The 16368-nt window shown below is 41.2% G+C and carries 15 protein-coding genes; 13 read left to right on the top strand and 2 right to left on the bottom strand.

Annotated elements, in window-relative coordinates; genetic code table 11:
- Positions 1–89 precede the first annotated feature (89 nt).
- On the bottom strand, positions 90–1001 hold the full coding sequence (locus LC048_RS12450; protein WP_226600689.1) for a 4Fe-4S dicluster domain-containing protein: 912 nt from the start codon (positions 999–1001) through the stop codon (positions 90–92).
- Positions 1002–1308: 307 nt separating this feature from the next.
- Here LC048_RS12450 and LC048_RS12445 point away from each other — a divergent pair, with 307 nt between their 5' ends.
- The 13 genes from LC048_RS12445 to LC048_RS12385 all read left to right on the top strand — a co-directional run bounded on the left by LC048_RS12445 (position 1309) and on the right by LC048_RS12385 (position 15835).
- Complete coding sequence (locus tag LC048_RS12445) at positions 1309–1938, top strand: TorD/DmsD family molecular chaperone (protein ID WP_226600690.1); 630 nt, start codon at positions 1309–1311, stop codon at positions 1936–1938.
- 211 nt (positions 1939–2149) lie between these two features.
- Positions 2150–4345 carry a molybdopterin-containing oxidoreductase family protein gene (locus tag LC048_RS12440; RefSeq protein WP_306050406.1) on the top strand — a complete coding sequence of 732 codons (2196 nt, stop codon included), beginning with the start codon at positions 2150–2152 and terminating at the stop codon, positions 4343–4345.
- Entirely contained in the window at positions 4345–4881 is a 537-nt protein-coding gene (locus LC048_RS12435; protein ID WP_226600692.1) for a 4Fe-4S dicluster domain-containing protein, read from the top strand. Before LC048_RS12440 ends, LC048_RS12435 begins: the two co-directional genes overlap by 1 nt.
- Positions 4882–4886: 5 nt before the next feature.
- Entirely contained in the window at positions 4887–5783 is an 897-nt protein-coding gene (nrfD, locus tag LC048_RS12430; protein ID WP_226600693.1) for an NrfD/PsrC family molybdoenzyme membrane anchor subunit, read from the top strand.
- Positions 5784–5920: 137 nt separating this feature from the next.
- Entirely contained in the window at positions 5921–6361 is a 441-nt protein-coding gene (locus LC048_RS12425; protein WP_306050404.1) for a hypothetical protein, read from the top strand.
- Positions 6362–6760: 399 nt separating this feature from the next.
- Positions 6761–7207: an NUDIX hydrolase gene (locus LC048_RS12420; protein WP_226600695.1), complete on the top strand. Its 447-nt coding sequence runs from the start codon at positions 6761–6763 to the stop codon at positions 7205–7207.
- Between the two features lie 220 nt (positions 7208–7427).
- The gene (locus LC048_RS12415) at positions 7428–7574 is read left to right on the top strand and encodes a hypothetical protein (protein ID WP_226600696.1); all 147 of its coding nucleotides are present in this window, start codon (positions 7428–7430) and stop codon (positions 7572–7574) included.
- Positions 7575–7599: 25 nt separating this feature from the next.
- On the top strand, positions 7600–7926 hold the full coding sequence (locus LC048_RS12410) for a hypothetical protein (protein WP_226600697.1): 327 nt from the start codon (positions 7600–7602) through the stop codon (positions 7924–7926).
- 443 nt (positions 7927–8369) lie between these two features.
- Positions 8370–9410, top strand: coding sequence for a sensor histidine kinase (locus LC048_RS12405; RefSeq protein ID WP_226600698.1), 1041 nt, complete (start codon positions 8370–8372; stop codon positions 9408–9410).
- On the top strand, positions 9391–10017 hold the full coding sequence (locus LC048_RS12400; RefSeq protein WP_226600699.1) for a response regulator transcription factor: 627 nt from the start codon (positions 9391–9393) through the stop codon (positions 10015–10017). Before LC048_RS12405 ends, LC048_RS12400 begins: the two co-directional genes overlap by 20 nt.
- 470 nt (positions 10018–10487) lie before the next feature.
- Positions 10488–13148, top strand: a complete 2661-nt coding sequence (gene mutS / locus LC048_RS12395; RefSeq protein WP_306050402.1) for a DNA mismatch repair protein MutS — start codon at positions 10488–10490, stop codon at positions 13146–13148.
- Positions 13149–13189: 41 nt separating this feature from the next.
- On the top strand, positions 13190–15121 hold the full coding sequence (mutL, locus tag LC048_RS12390; RefSeq protein WP_226600701.1) for a DNA mismatch repair endonuclease MutL: 1932 nt from the start codon (positions 13190–13192) through the stop codon (positions 15119–15121).
- A 267-nt stretch (positions 15122–15388) separates the two neighbouring features.
- Positions 15389–15835, top strand: coding sequence for a hypothetical protein (locus LC048_RS12385; RefSeq protein WP_226600702.1), 447 nt, complete (start codon positions 15389–15391; stop codon positions 15833–15835).
- A 211-nt stretch (positions 15836–16046) separates the two neighbouring features.
- On the opposite strand, the gene LC048_RS12380 is transcribed toward LC048_RS12385, so the two are convergent.
- Positions 16047–16253, bottom strand: coding sequence for a hypothetical protein (locus LC048_RS12380; RefSeq protein WP_306050400.1), 207 nt, complete (start codon positions 16251–16253; stop codon positions 16047–16049).
- Between the last annotated feature and the right edge of the window lie 115 nt (positions 16254–16368).

The raw sequence follows: 16368 nt of genomic DNA, 5'->3' as shown, positions 1-16368 counted from the left end.
TTTGTAGCGAAAAAAGGGAAGGCACCGATTTCAAAGCTGTTTATGCAGCAGCTTTGCACCGGTGCCTCATTTAATATTTTGAGAGGTTGTTACAGGAAAAAATTAGGTTTATCCATTTTTTTGCAGATATCACATTCATTTGATTCTTCCCATGAGTAAAAACTGCTTCTGCAAGTAAGACACTCATTTTTCTTCACATGATAGGCTGCTTCACGTCCCTTGTGGATGTTATGAACGATCTGAATACCGAATTGCTGACAGATGTCCAAGCAAAGGTTGCACCCTGAACAATGTTGATCATCAATGGTTAGTATATCGTTCTCCAGTGTGAAAACCCCTGCATGGCATATGTTAAAACACGCCTCACATAATGTGCATGTTTCCTCATGTATCGTTACTTCATGAAACGACCATTCTTTATACAGGTTAGAAGAATTAAAGCGGTCCTCATTGAACCTCCATTTTACTGGCGTTACTGAAGACAGGACAGTTCTTTTGCCATCCATCGAGAGTTTCGTGAAAAAACCGCGTCTTGATAGCTTTGGTTGAGTCTCTTCCTTAATTGATATGGTCTTGGTAATCAATAGTGGATCGAGCTCCATGACGTTCAAAACTTCATTGACTTTCCCAACGCGTTTATCTAACTCCTCCTCAGCAGCTACTTTTTGAATAAAGCGGACTCCTTTTTTATGGAAATAAAGCAATTCCATGAAGCTTGGAAGCGGGGAATCATCTTGTAATAGAAGTTGATCCTGGATCACCTCCCTTGAAGGCGACTGACCTTCAATTGCCTGCTGCGGGCAAACCGTTATGCACAATCCGCAGAGAGAACAAGCCTTTTTATCTAACTTAAGAGTTCCATCTTCGATAGTTAGTGCCACTTGTGGGCATTCTTCGATACAAGCTGTACAGGTACTCAACGGACTTTTCTTTTTTGAACACGCTTCTGATATTTCCAGTTCATAGCTCAAGCTTTCGAGCCAATTGGTTAGTAGCGACATATAGGTCACCTCAAGAATGATCATTCATATATTTCTATTCTACGACTATAGCTTCTAAATAGTGGCGAGTTTGCAGGATATTCAAACATATTTAAAGGAATGTTCACATTTCCTTACTTGATGAAAGCGTCATAATGCCTTTGTTTCGGTGTCTTTTAGTGCTACTTTATAATCTCCAAAGGAAGACAACCGTTAGTATTAGGTGAAATCCTTCACATACTCTAGGGGGAATATCCACAGAATGTATATTGTTTCACAAACTTGATTGAAATATAGTGAAGTTGTAATCGAAAGGTGGTGAATCCCGGTGATTGGTTTAGATAAAAAAACAGAGTGTGCGAATGTTTTTATAGTCCTTGCAGATCTTTATAAACAGCCAACCAGAGATATCTGGGATGAGATTCAGCAGCAAGATCTACTGAAGAAGCTGGAAGAAGCGGTCAACGAACTTTTTAATATCGACATTTTCATAGTGGAAGTCCTGCCAGAGAACTATGAAGAATTTAGAGAATTATACATGGGCTCTATTGGCAGCACGCAAAAGAAGGCTGCACTTCCGATTGAATGTTTATACAAACAGTGGACACTGGATGACACATGCACTCTGCCCTTTGCCAGGGACAAAGGGTATATATTAGGAGATTCGGCGTTACATATCAATTACCTGTTAGATAAGCTTAAGATTGAAATCCCTGTTGAATTACAGGGTATGCCGGACCATCTAGCAATCTTGTTGGAATTGTTGGCTTATTTCATTGAGAATGCCCCCGAACATACCGCTGCTGAATTTTTGGATGATCATTTTGATTGGCTCGATGAATTCGAATCGCAGCTTGCAGATGTAACGGCTCATCCATTTTATCAGAGATTGACGAAAGCATTGGTTGAAATAGTAAATGCACAACGAAATAGTTGCCTGAAAAGCTTCAAATCTTGAAGGTGGTGATGCTTTTAGTGAAGGACTTCCTTTTAAAAAGAGCTATACTAACAGATTCCATTAAAGGGACTGGGTACTCTGCGAAAGAGATAATAAGTTTACATTCAGAAGTAACGGAAGAAAGCATCGATCACAACAATGCCTTGTATAAGCGCTAAAGAAAAAAATTAATAATGTTTATCGGTCTGGAGTAAAAGGAGGGCTAGAGAAAATGGTTGATACAAAATTATCACGTCGAGGATTCATTAAAGCCTCTGCAGCAACGGCTGCACTGGCATCTGCGGGGACAGTAGGCTTTAATGAATGGTCCAATCAATATGTTAAAGCAGGAGCAAATGCAGATATAAAGGAAATACCTAGTACATGCAATGCATGTTCAAGTAAATGCGGAATGATAGGCCATGTCAAAAACGGGCGTTTATGGAAGCTGACAGGGCACCCTGATCACCCTTATTCAAAAGGGAAGCTATGTGCCAGGGGGCATGGTTACGCGACGGTTGTTTATTCCCAGGATAGGCTGACACAGCCTTTAAAGCGTGTCGGTGAAAAGAAATTCGAGCCGATTACTTGGGAACAAGCTTACAAGGAAATTGCAGAAAAATTGAACAAGATTATCAAAGAATATGGTCCACAGTCAGTCGCATTGACGGAAGATCCGCGGGCTTCAGGAAAATTTTATTCTCCTCGATTCATCAATGCGCTTGGTTCGTCGAACTACTATACTCACCATGTTGTTTGTTCAAATTCAAGGGATTCAGGGTTCTTGCACACGGTTGGTGTATCGTCAACTAGTGCTGACATCAGCAATGCAAAATACATTATGTTCATTGGCAGGAGTTATGGAGATGGCATCCGTCCAAGTTCCGTCCAAGCATTAGCAGCTGCAAAAGACAATGGAGCGAAGATAGTCATTGTCGATCCACGTTTGAATAATACTGGCAACCTGGCAACCGAGTGGCTTGCAATTCGTCCTGGTACAGATCTCGCATTAGTGCTGGTCATGTCCCATGTATTGATAAAGGAAAACCTGCATGACATGGAATTCATTAAAAACTACACTGTTGGTTTTGAGGAATACGCGAAGGAATTGAAAAAATATACACCTGAATGGGCAGAAAAAATTACGGGTATATCTGCAGATTCAATCACTCGAATTGCGATTGATATGGGCAAAGCCAAGCCGAAGGCGTTGATTGAGCAATCGTGGAGAGGAGCATTCGGCTGTAACTATGAAAATAGTACTGAAACCGGCCGTTCAGTAGCGATGTTCAATGCTTTACTTGGTAACTACCAGCAAAAAGGCGGAAGTATATTTGGCGGTAAACCTAACCTTGGAAACTTAAATGAATCGATACACCCTAATCCGAAAGAACCTGAGGCTCCAAAAGCAGGTAAGAAGGAATTCCCACTTGCTTATCACAGTCACGGTGTTGCAACGATCGTTGCAAAAGAAGCGTTGGAAGGAAAAATGAAGGCAGCTATTTATTACCATTCTAATGCAGCGCTAGGCTATGGAAATCCAAAAGTAATGAAGGAAGCTCTTTCTAAAATGGATCTAGTTGTGGCCATCGATGTACAAATGTCTGAAACGGCACAACTGGCACACTATGTCCTTCCAGAAGTAACTTATATTGAACGTGATGAAGTAATTGAAGGTCTATCAGGAAAGATTCCAGGTATCGCTCTTCGCCAGCAGATGGTTGAAAAGGTTCACCCGGAGACAAAACCAATACATGAAATCTATTCAGAGTTAGCTAAAGTTTGCGGAGTTGGGCAATATTTTAACTTCTCCCTTGATGAATTGAACGAAGCGATGCTCGCTCCGACAGGGATTACGTACAAACAGCTAAGGGATATAGGAACTATCATGTTTCAGAATGAGGAAATCACCTTAGGGGAAATGCCGAAGCTGAAGACACCTTCAGGCAAAGTAGAGTTTTATAGTGAAACATATAAAGATGCTGGCTTTAAACCGATTGTCGAATGGATAGAGCCGAAAGTAAGCCCGGCAGATGATTCTTTCCGTCTGATCACTGGGAAACAGGCAATCCATAGTCATACTCAAACAGCTAACATTCCAATTTTAATGCAGATTACAAAGGACTATGATTTAGAGAGAATCTGGATCAATCCTGTTCGTGCCAAAGCGCTGGGAATCAAGGATGGAGATATGGTTGAATTGAAATCCAGTGAAGCAACAAGCAGAATTCGAGTGAAGATAACAGAAAGAATCCACCCAGAAGCGATTTTTGTGCCAAGCCATTATGGAATCACTTCAAAGGATTTAAAGATAGGACAAGGCATAGGATTTGGCTATATGGAACATGTACCATTCGATTTTGAAAAATGGAGTGGAGCAGGAAATATCCACGAAGTAATCGTGAAGGTTAGGAAGGTGAAGAGCTAATGGCACGCTATGGAATGGTAATAGACACACGAAAATGCGTCGGCTGTTATGCTTGCCGGGTAAGCTGCCAGATGCAGAATGAGCTTCCGGTTGAAGAGTCATATATTAAGTTTTACGAAAAAGAAACGGGAGTATTCCCAAACGTCAAGAATGAAATCATTCCTGTACAATGCCAGCACTGTGAAGATGCTCCGTGTGTAAGTGTCTGTCCGACAAAGGCTACCTACACGACAAAGGAAGGCATCGTACTAGTAGACTCAGATAAGTGTATCGGCTGCAAGTATTGTATGGTGGCTTGCCATTATGGTGCGAGAACACAAGATCATAATACCGGGGTAGTTGAAAAATGCCGCTTCTGTGCTGAGCTTGTGGCGGAGGGTAAACAGCCAGCCTGTGTCAGCACATGCATCAGCAATGCCCGGATATTCGGTGATTTAGATGATCCGAACAGTGAAGTTTCAAAAGCGATTATTAAAATGAATGCCCAGCCTTTAAGGCCGGACTTAGGCAAGGCAAAAATTTACTACGTGAGGTGATTATAATGGTTTGGGGAACAATTATCGCTGCCTATTTATTTCTTGCTGGACTTAGTGCCGGTGCGTTTTTAACATCTTCCTATGCAGCAAGGAAATATCCTGATGCCAAAACAGTCAGGATTGTCGGAAGATTAATCAGCCCGATTTTTATGGGAATAGGACTATTGCTTCTTATTGTCGATGCAGAAGCAGGTCTGAAGGATCCTTTACGCTTCATCTATTTGTTTACAAATTTCAGTTCTGTCATGACCATCGGTACTTATTTCATTAGCTTTTTCATGATGGCTGCAGCCTATATTGCTTTAATGGAATTGCTAAAAAAAGATACTAATAAAATCGTGGAGTACGTCGGCATCGTATTTGCTGTCGCTACAGCCATTTACACCGGCTTCCTGATTGGTGTCATTGGGGCCGTGCCGCTATGGAATACCGCCATTTTACCAATCCTGTTCGTGGTGTCGGCATTCTCAACGGGAATTGCCGGTACAATGATTGGCTCAGCAATCTTGGACAAAAAGGTGATTCATCAAGTGATGTCCATCAAAAAAATCCACTTAACATTGCTGATTTCCGAAATATTCCTGATCTTCACAATGTTTCTGATCACTTCATCAACCAATGAGTCAGCAGCACAATCTGTTTCCTTGCTGCTTTCTGGTGAGTACAGTACTTTATTCTGGATCGGTTTAATTGTAATCGGATTGATGGTTCCAATAAGTATTGAGGCTCTCGAATTATGGAATTCAAGTAAATTTCATCAGAGCCAGGCAGGAATAGAAGTAGCTGCCTCCGGTTTTCAAGGAATTACATCTACTTTGATTACGGAAAGTGCAGTACTTGCAGGCGGATTTATCCTGCGTTATCTGTTACTGGCTGCAGCAGTACCTGTAATATTTTTGTAAATAGAGCAAGCAGACCTGGGCAGAATATGTCCAGGTCTTTTATGTATTAATTTAATAGAATAATGGACTTAAAAGAAGGGATATCAGACTAAAAAGCAGAATATTATTCCCAATTATGATGTAAATGAGGGATGTTAGTGAAGGTGCAATTTACGATACCCTGGAGTTATTCTGAGGAAGTGGACACTACCTTTCCACTCCCTGATGATTATATGTATTGGAAGCCGTTAGTTGAACATTTCCTTGAAGGAATTGATATTGTGGAAATACATTGCTGGAATGAAGAACAGGATGTAATTCAGGAAATTCAGTCTGATTATAATAGTTTTGTTCACGTCAGCGATCACATGACTGTTTTTAAAATGACCAATATAAATACCGCCAAAGAATTACTTCTGAACAAATGTGAAAAGGATCATAGATTCAAGTGGTTCACCGTAAATTTTATTATGCAGGGTGAAGTCATTTTCCATTCTAGCCACTGGGCTACGGAATTTGCAGTCACTGCAAAGAATTCGGCAGAAGCTGCATGGATTCAGTCGGTCACACCTAAGAACACGGATTTTTTGTTTTACTGACCTTTTTTTGGAACTTTTCATACCCTCTTTGCAATATCTATGAGGATTCTTTTCAGAGCAGAGTAGCCGCGCATATACTCATTATAACCTTAGACAAGCTGTACCTGCCAAGGTTCAGCTTGTTTTATATTTATAGGGATTAGAAGCTGTATTCATGCTGATCATTACACTTCAAACATTCACCTCTAAAGGCATCGCAACTCTTTTGTAGATTGCAGGATCTTAGTTCAAATCCAGTTACTTTTCCATCTTCTCTTCCCTAATATTTTAGTCTGTATTTTAAAAAAAATCATGAAGCCCTAGTTCAAATGTAATTCTCTGAAATGGAAGGAGATTTATGAAAAAACACGAAAAGTAAAAGGATGAAAATAGTTACAAAAAAATTGAAGGGGAATAAAAATGATTACCTTTGGAGAATTTGAATTAGGAATAAGCTATACCTCGAGGCCTGGTGTCTATGGAATAATACTTAATGAAAATAAGAATTGGATTGCTTTAATTCAGACAAGCGACGGGAAGTACTTCCTGCCAGGGGGTGGGATGGAGGGAAGTGAAAGTCATGGGGAGTGTCTAGTAAGAGAAGGCATGGAAGAAATGGGGAAGCTTCTTGAAATCGGAGAATGGATTGGAAATGCACAACGTTATTTTTATTCTGATAAGGATTCGCAGTATTATCTAGGCAAAGGGTATTTTTATCGTGCGGAAATAGTCGGAGATTCGGGAGAACCTGTAGAGGCTGACCATCAACTTAGGTGGGTTGAAACTGGAATAGCAGTGAAAATGTTATTTCATGAACATCAGAGTTGGGCCCTGCAAAAGGCTTTGACAATGATTGGAAAACAGTGAGAAAATAAGATGAAATAACTCATCCTTGCTTGATGAATAATGCATCTTGGTAAAAATCTATCATCAACGTTGTTGGGGAATTCAAATGAACCAAATTGCCTCTTTCCTTCATCGACAGCTTAATGGTAATGTTAGCTTAATCACAATCTCATTATTTGTTTGACATTAGGTATAAATGGGAAAACATTTCTTAGTACAGTAAAAAGTAATGAGGGCGATTATGAATAACAACTTTGAATATCGGATTTTTTACGAAGAACTAAGAAGACTTCATAAAGAATACCAGCGTTGTGAAAGTTCGACATTAAAACAATCAATATCCGAGGACATTGAACTTATAGAAGACGCGCTGGAAACATATGAATAATTAAATTTAAGCAGGAGATTTTCAAATGAAAAAACAATTAACCGATCCAGAATTTCTTACATTTTGTGAAAACGCCATGCCAATTGAAGTAGTAGAAAAATTCACTGATAATAACATCCGCGGACTTGAGAATATTGCACTAAGATCGATTTCAACCCGAAACAAACTTCCTGGCAATGTCGTCAATCTATTGGTTGCCTACTTCTACAGTCACTATGGTAGTCAAGTATATAATCGTAATGACCTGGCACGTTTATATGATTACTGGGCATCAAAGGATGTCAGGACAATGACTCAGGCAACTGAAATGATCAATGAGGATATTGAGGAAGTTCTTAAAACATTGAAATGATGGCATTCCTTTTGAACAGGCTGATCTCAGCCTGTTTTTTTATTTCATAAGAAAGCATAAACTTACGTAGCAGACAACAGAAAACTGAATCAGTTTTAATTAGCATACCGATTTCACGATCTCTGTGAAACAGACGATCACAGTAAATACGAAAATAGTTATGTTGTTAACTCAGACTCTTATTGGGTCTTTTTTTTATGGGTAACTATGAATTTATAAATTTATTGAGGTGTGGAAAACTTGATGAAGTTTTCTTCACCCAGCTCCAGCGCCTTGGCCCTCAATTCGCTTGTCGGGTCTGAACGAGGCGTTTGCGCTTTATGTTCATAAGACATAAAACAGCTGTAGATTTCACTTAATGTTAATAAACATGAGGAAGTATCAGCTGAAATAGAGGTTAAAATGGAGTTGCGACGAAGAGATGTTTTAGCGAGGGATCAATTATGTTGATACAACCAGAAATTTTGGGAGAAATTGTCGACCATCTGCCTGAAGGCATGATTGTTATGGCTGAAGATCGTACGATTCATTATCTTAATGAAAAAGCAGTTGACATGACCGGCTGGAAGCTTGGTGAGAAAGTACCTTACTGTACTTATTGCCAGGAAAGAGAGCTGGAAGTGGATGAGAACCGATGTATATTAACCTCTGATAATCCCATACCTTTTTTCAACTCCCATATGGCAGTGTATGAGGGACTAGAAGAGTTTGAGATGTCTTTAAAAAAAATGATTATATCAGCAGAGGTCTATTATGTTTTAAGGATACGGCCTCCAGTCCAGAACGAAAATAGTGAACGGGCAAGATTCCATGAGCTGCTTGTACAGGAAACGCTGCTAGCACAGGAGGCAGAGCGTAAAAGGATTGCCATGGAATTACACGACCATATTGGCCAAAGTGTCTATAGCATATTCCTTGGCCTCGAGGTAATCAAACAGAATATCAGCGAAGATAAATATCAAAATCACGTCACCAACATGGTCAATGTCATGGAAAAAACGCTTAAAGATATTAAGAGTCTCACCAAAAGCCTCAGGCCTGAAATTGTATATGACATCGGTTTGGAAAAATCGCTTCGGCAAGCGGTTAAGGATTGGAGAAAGCTGTACCAAATCGATATCTTCTTAGAGATGGAACTCGATAAGGAACAGAAACTGGATCCGGAAAAAGAACTTCATTTATTCAGAATCATCCAGGAAAGTATCACAAATTCGGTTCGCCATGGAAAAGCAACCTATTTCTCCATTCATTTAAAGACATACTACCAATATATCTTCTTTCAATTTTATGATAATGGCAATGGCTTTATATCAACTGGATGTAAAACGAAAGGGCTTGGTTTAAAGCATATGTACGAACGCTGCAAGATGCTTGACGGGGACATTAAGTGGAGTAGCAAAGCAGGCGGCCCAACTAGGGTGGAAGGATTTGTTTCTTTGACAAAAGTGAAGGGGGTGAGAGAAGATGAACTTAATGATCATTGATGACCATGAAATCGTCCGGGAAGGGCTGAGCATGCTATTGCAGCAATCTTTTTGCATTGATGGGAGGATTTGTGCCTGTGATGGCTATGAAGCTGTTAAAGCTGCCTCGGACTTTCCTGCAGACCTGGTACTTCTGGACCTTTCGATGCCGGGCGGCCTGGATGGCATGACGACTTTGGAAAGGCTTAGGAAGCTGCTCCCGGAGGCGAAAATAGTCATTTTCTCTATGCACGATGATATCGGTTATCAAAAGAAGGCATATGAAGCTGGAGCTGATGGCTATCTGATCAAGCAGCTGAAGCGGGATGATCTCGTCCAATCTCTAGATAAAATTTTAGCGAACCAAAAGGTGTTCGATACACATATATGGGAAGATGATACAGAGGGTGACCAATTCAATTTGGTTGATCTTCCAATCACCAAGCGAGAAAAAGAGGTATTCATCCTTACGGTTAAAGGGTATTCCCAGAAAGACATAGCTGAAAGGCTTGATATATCAGTCAAAACAGTTGAAAATCACCGACAGAAAATTGGTGACAAGTTAGGTACACACAAGCGATATGAATGGGTAGAAACAGCGTTGAAATATAATGTATTTCAACCTTAGAAGCAGGACATACGAATGTCTTGCTTTTTTATTTGCCCGATGTATCCTGAATGATTTCTTTTTCGTAAGACCAAGAAATACAATGATGTTGAGGCTTTTTCTGTAATCCTGATTGCTTTCAGCTTACTATTTTTCACAATAGGACTAGAAAGAATCAAATATAATTGATTATTACCAGCCCATATACGGACTGGTAATTCTTTTTAAGGGGATTCTATCGAAAATTATATTTTGTCGAGTTATAATAGATATTTAGAGTAAGAGTCGAAAAGTGATTGGATTGACTGAATAAGAAGGAATTAAGGTATTCGAGTAAAAGTACATGCTGCATTGCCCTAAACCGTAACAATGTAATAAATAGGGTAAAAGCAGGTCAACTGGCATTACCCGAAAATGATAAAATTAACTGGAGTGGCAGAATCTCTGTACAAATCCTAACAATAAAGCAAAGTGAATTTTTGGAGGATAATATGGCTACATATACCCCTATGATCAAGCAATACCTGCAAGTGAAGGCGGATTACCAGGATGCTTTTTTATTTTTCCGCTTAGGCGATTTTTATGAAATGTTCTTTGAGGATGCGCTAAAGGCATCTCAGGAACTTGAAATAACACTTACAAGCAGAGAGGGCGGCGGTGAGGAACGGATTCCGATGTGCGGTGTTCCTTATCATTCCGCTCCTAACTATATTGAACAGCTGATTACCAAAGGCTACAAAGTCGCAATTTGTGAACAAACAGAAGACCCGAAGACTGCTAAAGGGGTAGTTAAGCGGGAAGTTGTCCAGCTGATCACTCCAGGAACAGTAATGGAAGGTCGAGGGCTTTTAGATAAAGAAAATAATTTTATCGCTACTGTTTCTGTTTTCCCGGTCAACACATTCGGGTTTGCGTGCAGCGACCTATCCACAGGGGAAAGCAGGGCCACAACAATTACCGGCAGTATCGAAGATCTTATTAATGAATTATCGATTTCAGGTGCAAAGGAAGTTGTCATCGAAAGCTCTCTTTCGCCTGAAATCCAGAAGAAACTGAAGGAACGTTCCATTCTTGCGCTTTCAATTGAGGATAACACTGAATTTAATGAAAGCTTTTCGGAACTATTTGCTGACCTGGAAAATGAACAATTAAGAAACACAGCTTCAAGACTATTCAATTACTTGTACAGAACCCAGAAGCGCAGCCTGGACCATTTGCAAAAAGTATCAGTCTACAAGGTCCAGCAATATATGAAAATTGATTATTTCTCAAAGCGAAATCTCGAATTGACAGAGACAATTCGATCTACAGCGAAAAAAGGAACGCTTCTATGGCTGCTTGATGAGACGATGACTGCAATGGGCGGCAGGATGCTGAAGCAATGGATTAACAGACCTCTGATTAACAAAGCTGAAATCAGCCGCCGTCAGGAACTGGTGCAGCTTTTTGTCGGACAGTTTTTTGAACGCCAGGAATTGCGGGAAAAGTTGAAAGAGGTATACGATCTTGAACGTTTGGCTGGAAGAGTTGCTTTTGGCAATTTAAATCCAAGAGACCTGATGCAGCTAAAGAGATCTTTATTACAAGTTCCGTCGCTAAAGCATATTTTGGATAGTCTTTCTCATCAGGAAGCTTCCCTGATGGCCGACAGACTTGATCCTTGTGAGGAGGCAGCGGATCTCCTCGAACAGGCAATCGTTGATAACCCTCCAATTTCTGTGAAGGATGGGAACATCATCCGTGATGGCTACGATCACCAGCTTGACCTGTATCGAGATGCCAGCCGGAACGGAAAGACATGGATTGCTCAATTAGAGCGTGAAGAACGTGAGAAAACAGGCATAAAATCCTTGAAGGTTGGCTATAATCGGATTTTTGGCTACTATATCGAAATAACGAAGGCCAACCTGCACTTGCTGCAGGAAGGCCAGTATGAACGGAAGCAGACGCTTTCGAACGCAGAGCGCTTCATCACGCCTGAGCTGAAGGAAAAGGAAGACTTGATTCTCGCTGCTGAGGAAAAAAGCGTCGAGCTTGAATATCAACTCTTTACCGGAATCCGCGAGACGATTAAAGAATATATTCCTAGATTGCAGGGGCTTGCAAGGGCTCTTAGTGAGCTGGATGTAATCCTTGGTTTTGCAGAGTTAAGTGAACAGCGCCATTATGTAAGACCTGCCTTTTCAGCTGAGAGGAAAATCGTCCTGAAGGATGGACGCCATCCTGTTGTCGAAAAAGTAATGGATGCCCAGGAATATGTGCCTAACGATTGTTATATGGACAATGAACGCGAAGTCCTGCTGATAACTGGACCGAATATGTCTGGTAAAAGCACATATATGCGCCAGGTTGCCTTGACAGCGATCATGGCTCAAATGGGCTGTTTCGTCCCGGCGGCAGAGGCAGTATTGCCAATTTTTGACCAGGTTTTCACAAGGATTGGTGCAGCAGACGATCTTGTCTCAGGACAAAGTACCTTCATGGTCGAGATGCTTGAGGCAAAGAACGCCATTACCAATGCTACGAAGGACAGCTTAATCCTTTTTGATGAAATCGGCCGGGGTACTTCCACTTATGATGGCATGGCACTCGCTCAGGCAATGATTGAATATATCCATGATAAAATTAGCGCAAAGACGCTATTCTCGACTCACTATCATGAAATGACTTCACTGGAAAATGAATTGAAAAAATTAAAGAATGTCCATGTCAGCGCAGTTGAGCAGAACGGAAAAGTGGTTTTCCTTCATAAAATCAGGGAGGGTGCAGCTGATAAAAGTTACGGAATCCATGTTGCCCAGCTTGCCGAATTACCGGCAGACCTGATAGAACGTGCTGCGGAAATCCTGCACATGCTCGAGCAAACAGACACACAGGTTTCGCTAGAGCTTAATAGTAAGAAGAGCGTAGATTCTGTGCGGGAAACTTTGCAAACTGAACAAGACAAGCAAAGCATGCTTCAGGCCGCAGAAACAGCAGCAGCGTCGCAATTATCATTTTTTGATGAAGAACCTGAACAGAAGAAAGCTAGTGGTGCAAGCAAAAAGGAGAAGCAGGTCCTCGAACAATTAAACGGACTGGAAATCCTTGATATGACACCTTTGCAGGCTTTGAATATGCTTTATGAGCTTCAAAAGAGACTGCGTAAATAAAATAGCTTGAAATAATAGATCGAAATGCTGGAGGTGACGAAATGGCGAAAATTATTCAATTAGATGATGCGTTATCAAATAAGATTGCTGCCGGTGAGGTAGTAGAACGGCCGGCATCTGTTGTTAAGGAATTGCTGGAGAACGCAATTGATGCTAATAGTACAGTAATTGAAATTGATCTTGAAGAAGCAGGGCTTGCCCGCGTCAGGATCACAGACAATGGAGACGGGATTGAGGAAGATGACGTTCTCGTCGCCTTCCAGCGTCATGCCACGAGCAAAATCAAGAATGAAAACGACCTGTTTCGGATCAGGACTCTCGGGTTCAGGGGAGAGGCGCTCCCGAGTATAGCCTCCGTTTCAAGGCTTGAAATGAAAACATCGACCGGAATCGAAGGCAATAAAGTGGTCATTGAAGGCGGAAAGGTTGAGTCTGTTGGTAAGGCAGACAGCCGTAAAGGAACGGATATCATTATCTCAGACCTGTTTTTTAATACTCCGGCGCGCCTTAAATACATGAAGACCATTCATACCGAACTTGGCAATATTACAGACGTCGTAAACCGCCTGGCGCTGGCAAATCCAGATATCTCTTTCAGACTTGTCCATAATGGCCGACAGCTTTTAAAGACGACAGGAAATGGGGACGTCCGACAGGTGCTCGCTGCCATATACGGTATTAATATGGTTAAATCTATGATTCCTGTTTCTGGTGAATCACTGGATTATAAAATTAGCGGCTATATATCAATGCCGGAAATCACAAGGGCATCACGCAACTATATTTCTACAATGATTAATGGCCGTTTTATTAAAAATTATGCTCTGGTAAAAGCAATACAGGAAGGGTACCATACATTACTTCCTATCGGCAGGTATCCAGTTGTTCTTTTGAATATTGAAATGGATCCGCTCTTGATTGATGTGAATGTTCACCCTTCAAAGATGGAGGTTCGCTTGAGCAAGGAACAGGAGTTGAATGAGCTAGTCTCGAGTGTCATAAAGAATGCTTTCAAAACGAAGGAATTGATTCCTGCTGGAATGGTTACTCATAAGCAGGAAAAACCGAAGACAGAACAAACCTTCATGGAGCTGGATCATTTGCCAGAAGCAGGAGGTAAACCTTCCAGTTTACAATCGACCATAGACCGAAAGCCATTTGTTGAGGAAAAGGCTGCCGAGCTAAGCAGGAGCTATAAAACTGTCGAGTCACCAAATAGCTCACAGCAGGGAGCTCCAGACTGGAGAAATGCTTTTATAGCTCAAGAAAATACGACCTTCGACGCTCCAGCCCCTGTCTCTGATGAGGAACTCGTTCATGATGAAGAAGAAATTCTCGAACCAGAGAATTCTCCTCCATCACAAGTACAGGTTGGAGAGGTACAAGAATCACGAGTCCCTCCTCTATATCCGATTGGGCAGATGCATGGGACCTATATTCTAGCTCAGAATGACCGTGGCTTATATATAATTGACCAGCATGCCGCCCAGGAAAGAATTAAATATGAGTACTTCAGGGACAAAGTAGGCGAGGTGGCGACTGAGCTACAGGAAATGCTTGTGCCAATCACTCTTGAATATTCAGCGGATGAGTGCATTAAAATAAATGAACATCAGCATGAGCTGGAGAAAGTAGGAGTATTTCTTGAGCCGTTTGGCTACTACAGCTTCATCGTGCGTTCACACCCACAGTGGTTCCCTCGCGGGGAGGAAAAAGATCTGATTGAAGACATGATTGAACAACTCTTGTTGATGAAGAAAGTCAATCTGAAAAAACTTCGAGAGGAAGCAGCCATCATGATGAGCTGCAAGGCATCCATAAAGGCTAATCACCACCTGCGGAACGACGAAATTCAGGCATTACTCGATGAGTTGCGTCGTTCATCCGATCCGTTCACCTGCCCGCATGGAAGGCCAATCATCGTTCATTACTCCACTTATGAAATGGAGAAAATGTTCAAACGGGTAATGTAATTAGAAGAGCGCAAGCGCCTTGATCAGCTTCGACAAGCGCTGAAAGCTGGACGACGAAAATTTATCTCTGTATTCTACTTGAAGAAACAGTGTTCCCAATTGGGTTCACTGTTTTTTTTTATGAAAAATTACTACAGTTGGATAAAAATTCTTCTATTTTAGATAATAATAGTGTAAAATTACACTAATAAGAAATTGATTAAACATGAAATGATATATTCATTAAATGGGTTACTGTCTCTTATAATATTCAAAGGGGGCGATATATTGTTTGTATTCTCATTATTATTTTTCATACTACCTGTAGTTGTACTGATTTTTATAGTAGCTTTTGCAGTGAAAAATAAAGAGCAAGGGGGAGAGAAAGTGGTCAGACATTTATATACTTATCTTGTATTGTTTGCTACATTGATGATGGTAATTGGCGGAGGGGTTTCGATTTTCATGGCGACAGCGGATCTAGTTAGCCCAACTGGTTACTATCAAAGTTTTACTGAATATAAGCAGATGGTGAGCCATGGCAAAATTGAAGGTTCGAAGACAGAAATGAGCGAGGAAGAACTTCGCAGCAATTATGAAATATATGTTAAGGAAGAAAAGGATAGGCAAAAAGACAGAGCGGTCAATCAAATTATAAAAAGCCTCGGCTTTATCGTCATCCCATTGCCCGTTTTCCTATACTTCAACAGATTAAGGAAACAGTATAAAGAGTAAAGGCTAACAAATGACTTTTTATCAATTTATATAGTCAGATTTTGAAGCAGAAAAAAGATTGCCAAATAAAAACTGGCAATCTTTCTTTTTTGATGCCTTAGATTAGTGTCCAGCTCCAGCGCCTAGCCCCTCGAGTCGCTTGTCCTGCTGCGGCTCCTAACTCCTCGAGACGTTTCGGTCCTGCCAATGAAGTCAAAGAGCGACTTCACTGTCAGCCCCTCCAACGCTTGTCGGAGTTGGGCAGTCGCCTCCGCATTTTGAATTGTCTAGTGTCGCCTCCTAGTAACTCCGAAACTTCAACTCCGCCGGCAGAAGCAAAAAGCGCTTCTTTGTCGGAGTCTCCAGTTTCTGCGTTTCTGGGCAGTCGGCTATACTTTTCGATTTCGGTCCTGCCAATGAAGTCAAAGAACGACTTCACTGTCAGGCCCTCCAGCGCTTGTCGGGGCTGACCAAGACGCTTGCGCTTTTCTTTGTCCAGCTCCAGCGCCTAGCCCCTCGAGTCGCTTCGGTCCTGCCAATGAAGTCAAAGAACG

This window comes from Mesobacillus subterraneus, from assembly GCF_020524355.2.
Lineage (GTDB): Bacteria > Bacillota > Bacilli > Bacillales > Cytobacillaceae > Mesobacillus > Mesobacillus subterraneus_C.
The sequence above is the reverse complement of the archived record's forward strand: the minus strand, read 5'-3'. Positions and strand labels throughout refer to the sequence as shown.

Coding starts and splice junctions, on each gene's coding strand:
- nrfD (WP_226600693.1), top strand. CDS start 4,887: ATGGTTTGGGGAACAATTATCGCTGCCTATTTATTTCTTGCTGGACTT.
- LC048_RS12420 (WP_226600695.1), top strand. CDS start 6,761: ATGATTACCTTTGGAGAATTTGAATTAGGAATAAGCTATACCTCGAGG.
- LC048_RS12405 (WP_226600698.1), top strand. CDS start 8,370: ATGTTGATACAACCAGAAATTTTGGGAGAAATTGTCGACCATCTGCCT.
- mutL (WP_226600701.1), top strand. CDS start 13,190: ATGGCGAAAATTATTCAATTAGATGATGCGTTATCAAATAAGATTGCT.
- LC048_RS12410 (WP_226600697.1), top strand. CDS start 7,600: ATGAAAAAACAATTAACCGATCCAGAATTTCTTACATTTTGTGAAAAC.
- LC048_RS12400 (WP_226600699.1), top strand. CDS start 9,391: ATGAACTTAATGATCATTGATGACCATGAAATCGTCCGGGAAGGGCTG.
- LC048_RS12450 (WP_226600689.1), bottom strand. CDS start 1,001: ATGTCGCTACTAACCAATTGGCTCGAAAGCTTGAGCTATGAACTGGAA.
- LC048_RS12415 (WP_226600696.1), top strand. CDS start 7,428: ATGAATAACAACTTTGAATATCGGATTTTTTACGAAGAACTAAGAAGA.
- LC048_RS12440 (WP_306050406.1), top strand. CDS start 2,150: ATGGTTGATACAAAATTATCACGTCGAGGATTCATTAAAGCCTCTGCA.
- LC048_RS12435 (WP_226600692.1), top strand. CDS start 4,345: ATGGCACGCTATGGAATGGTAATAGACACACGAAAATGCGTCGGCTGT.
- mutS (WP_306050402.1), top strand. CDS start 10,488: ATGGCTACATATACCCCTATGATCAAGCAATACCTGCAAGTGAAGGCG.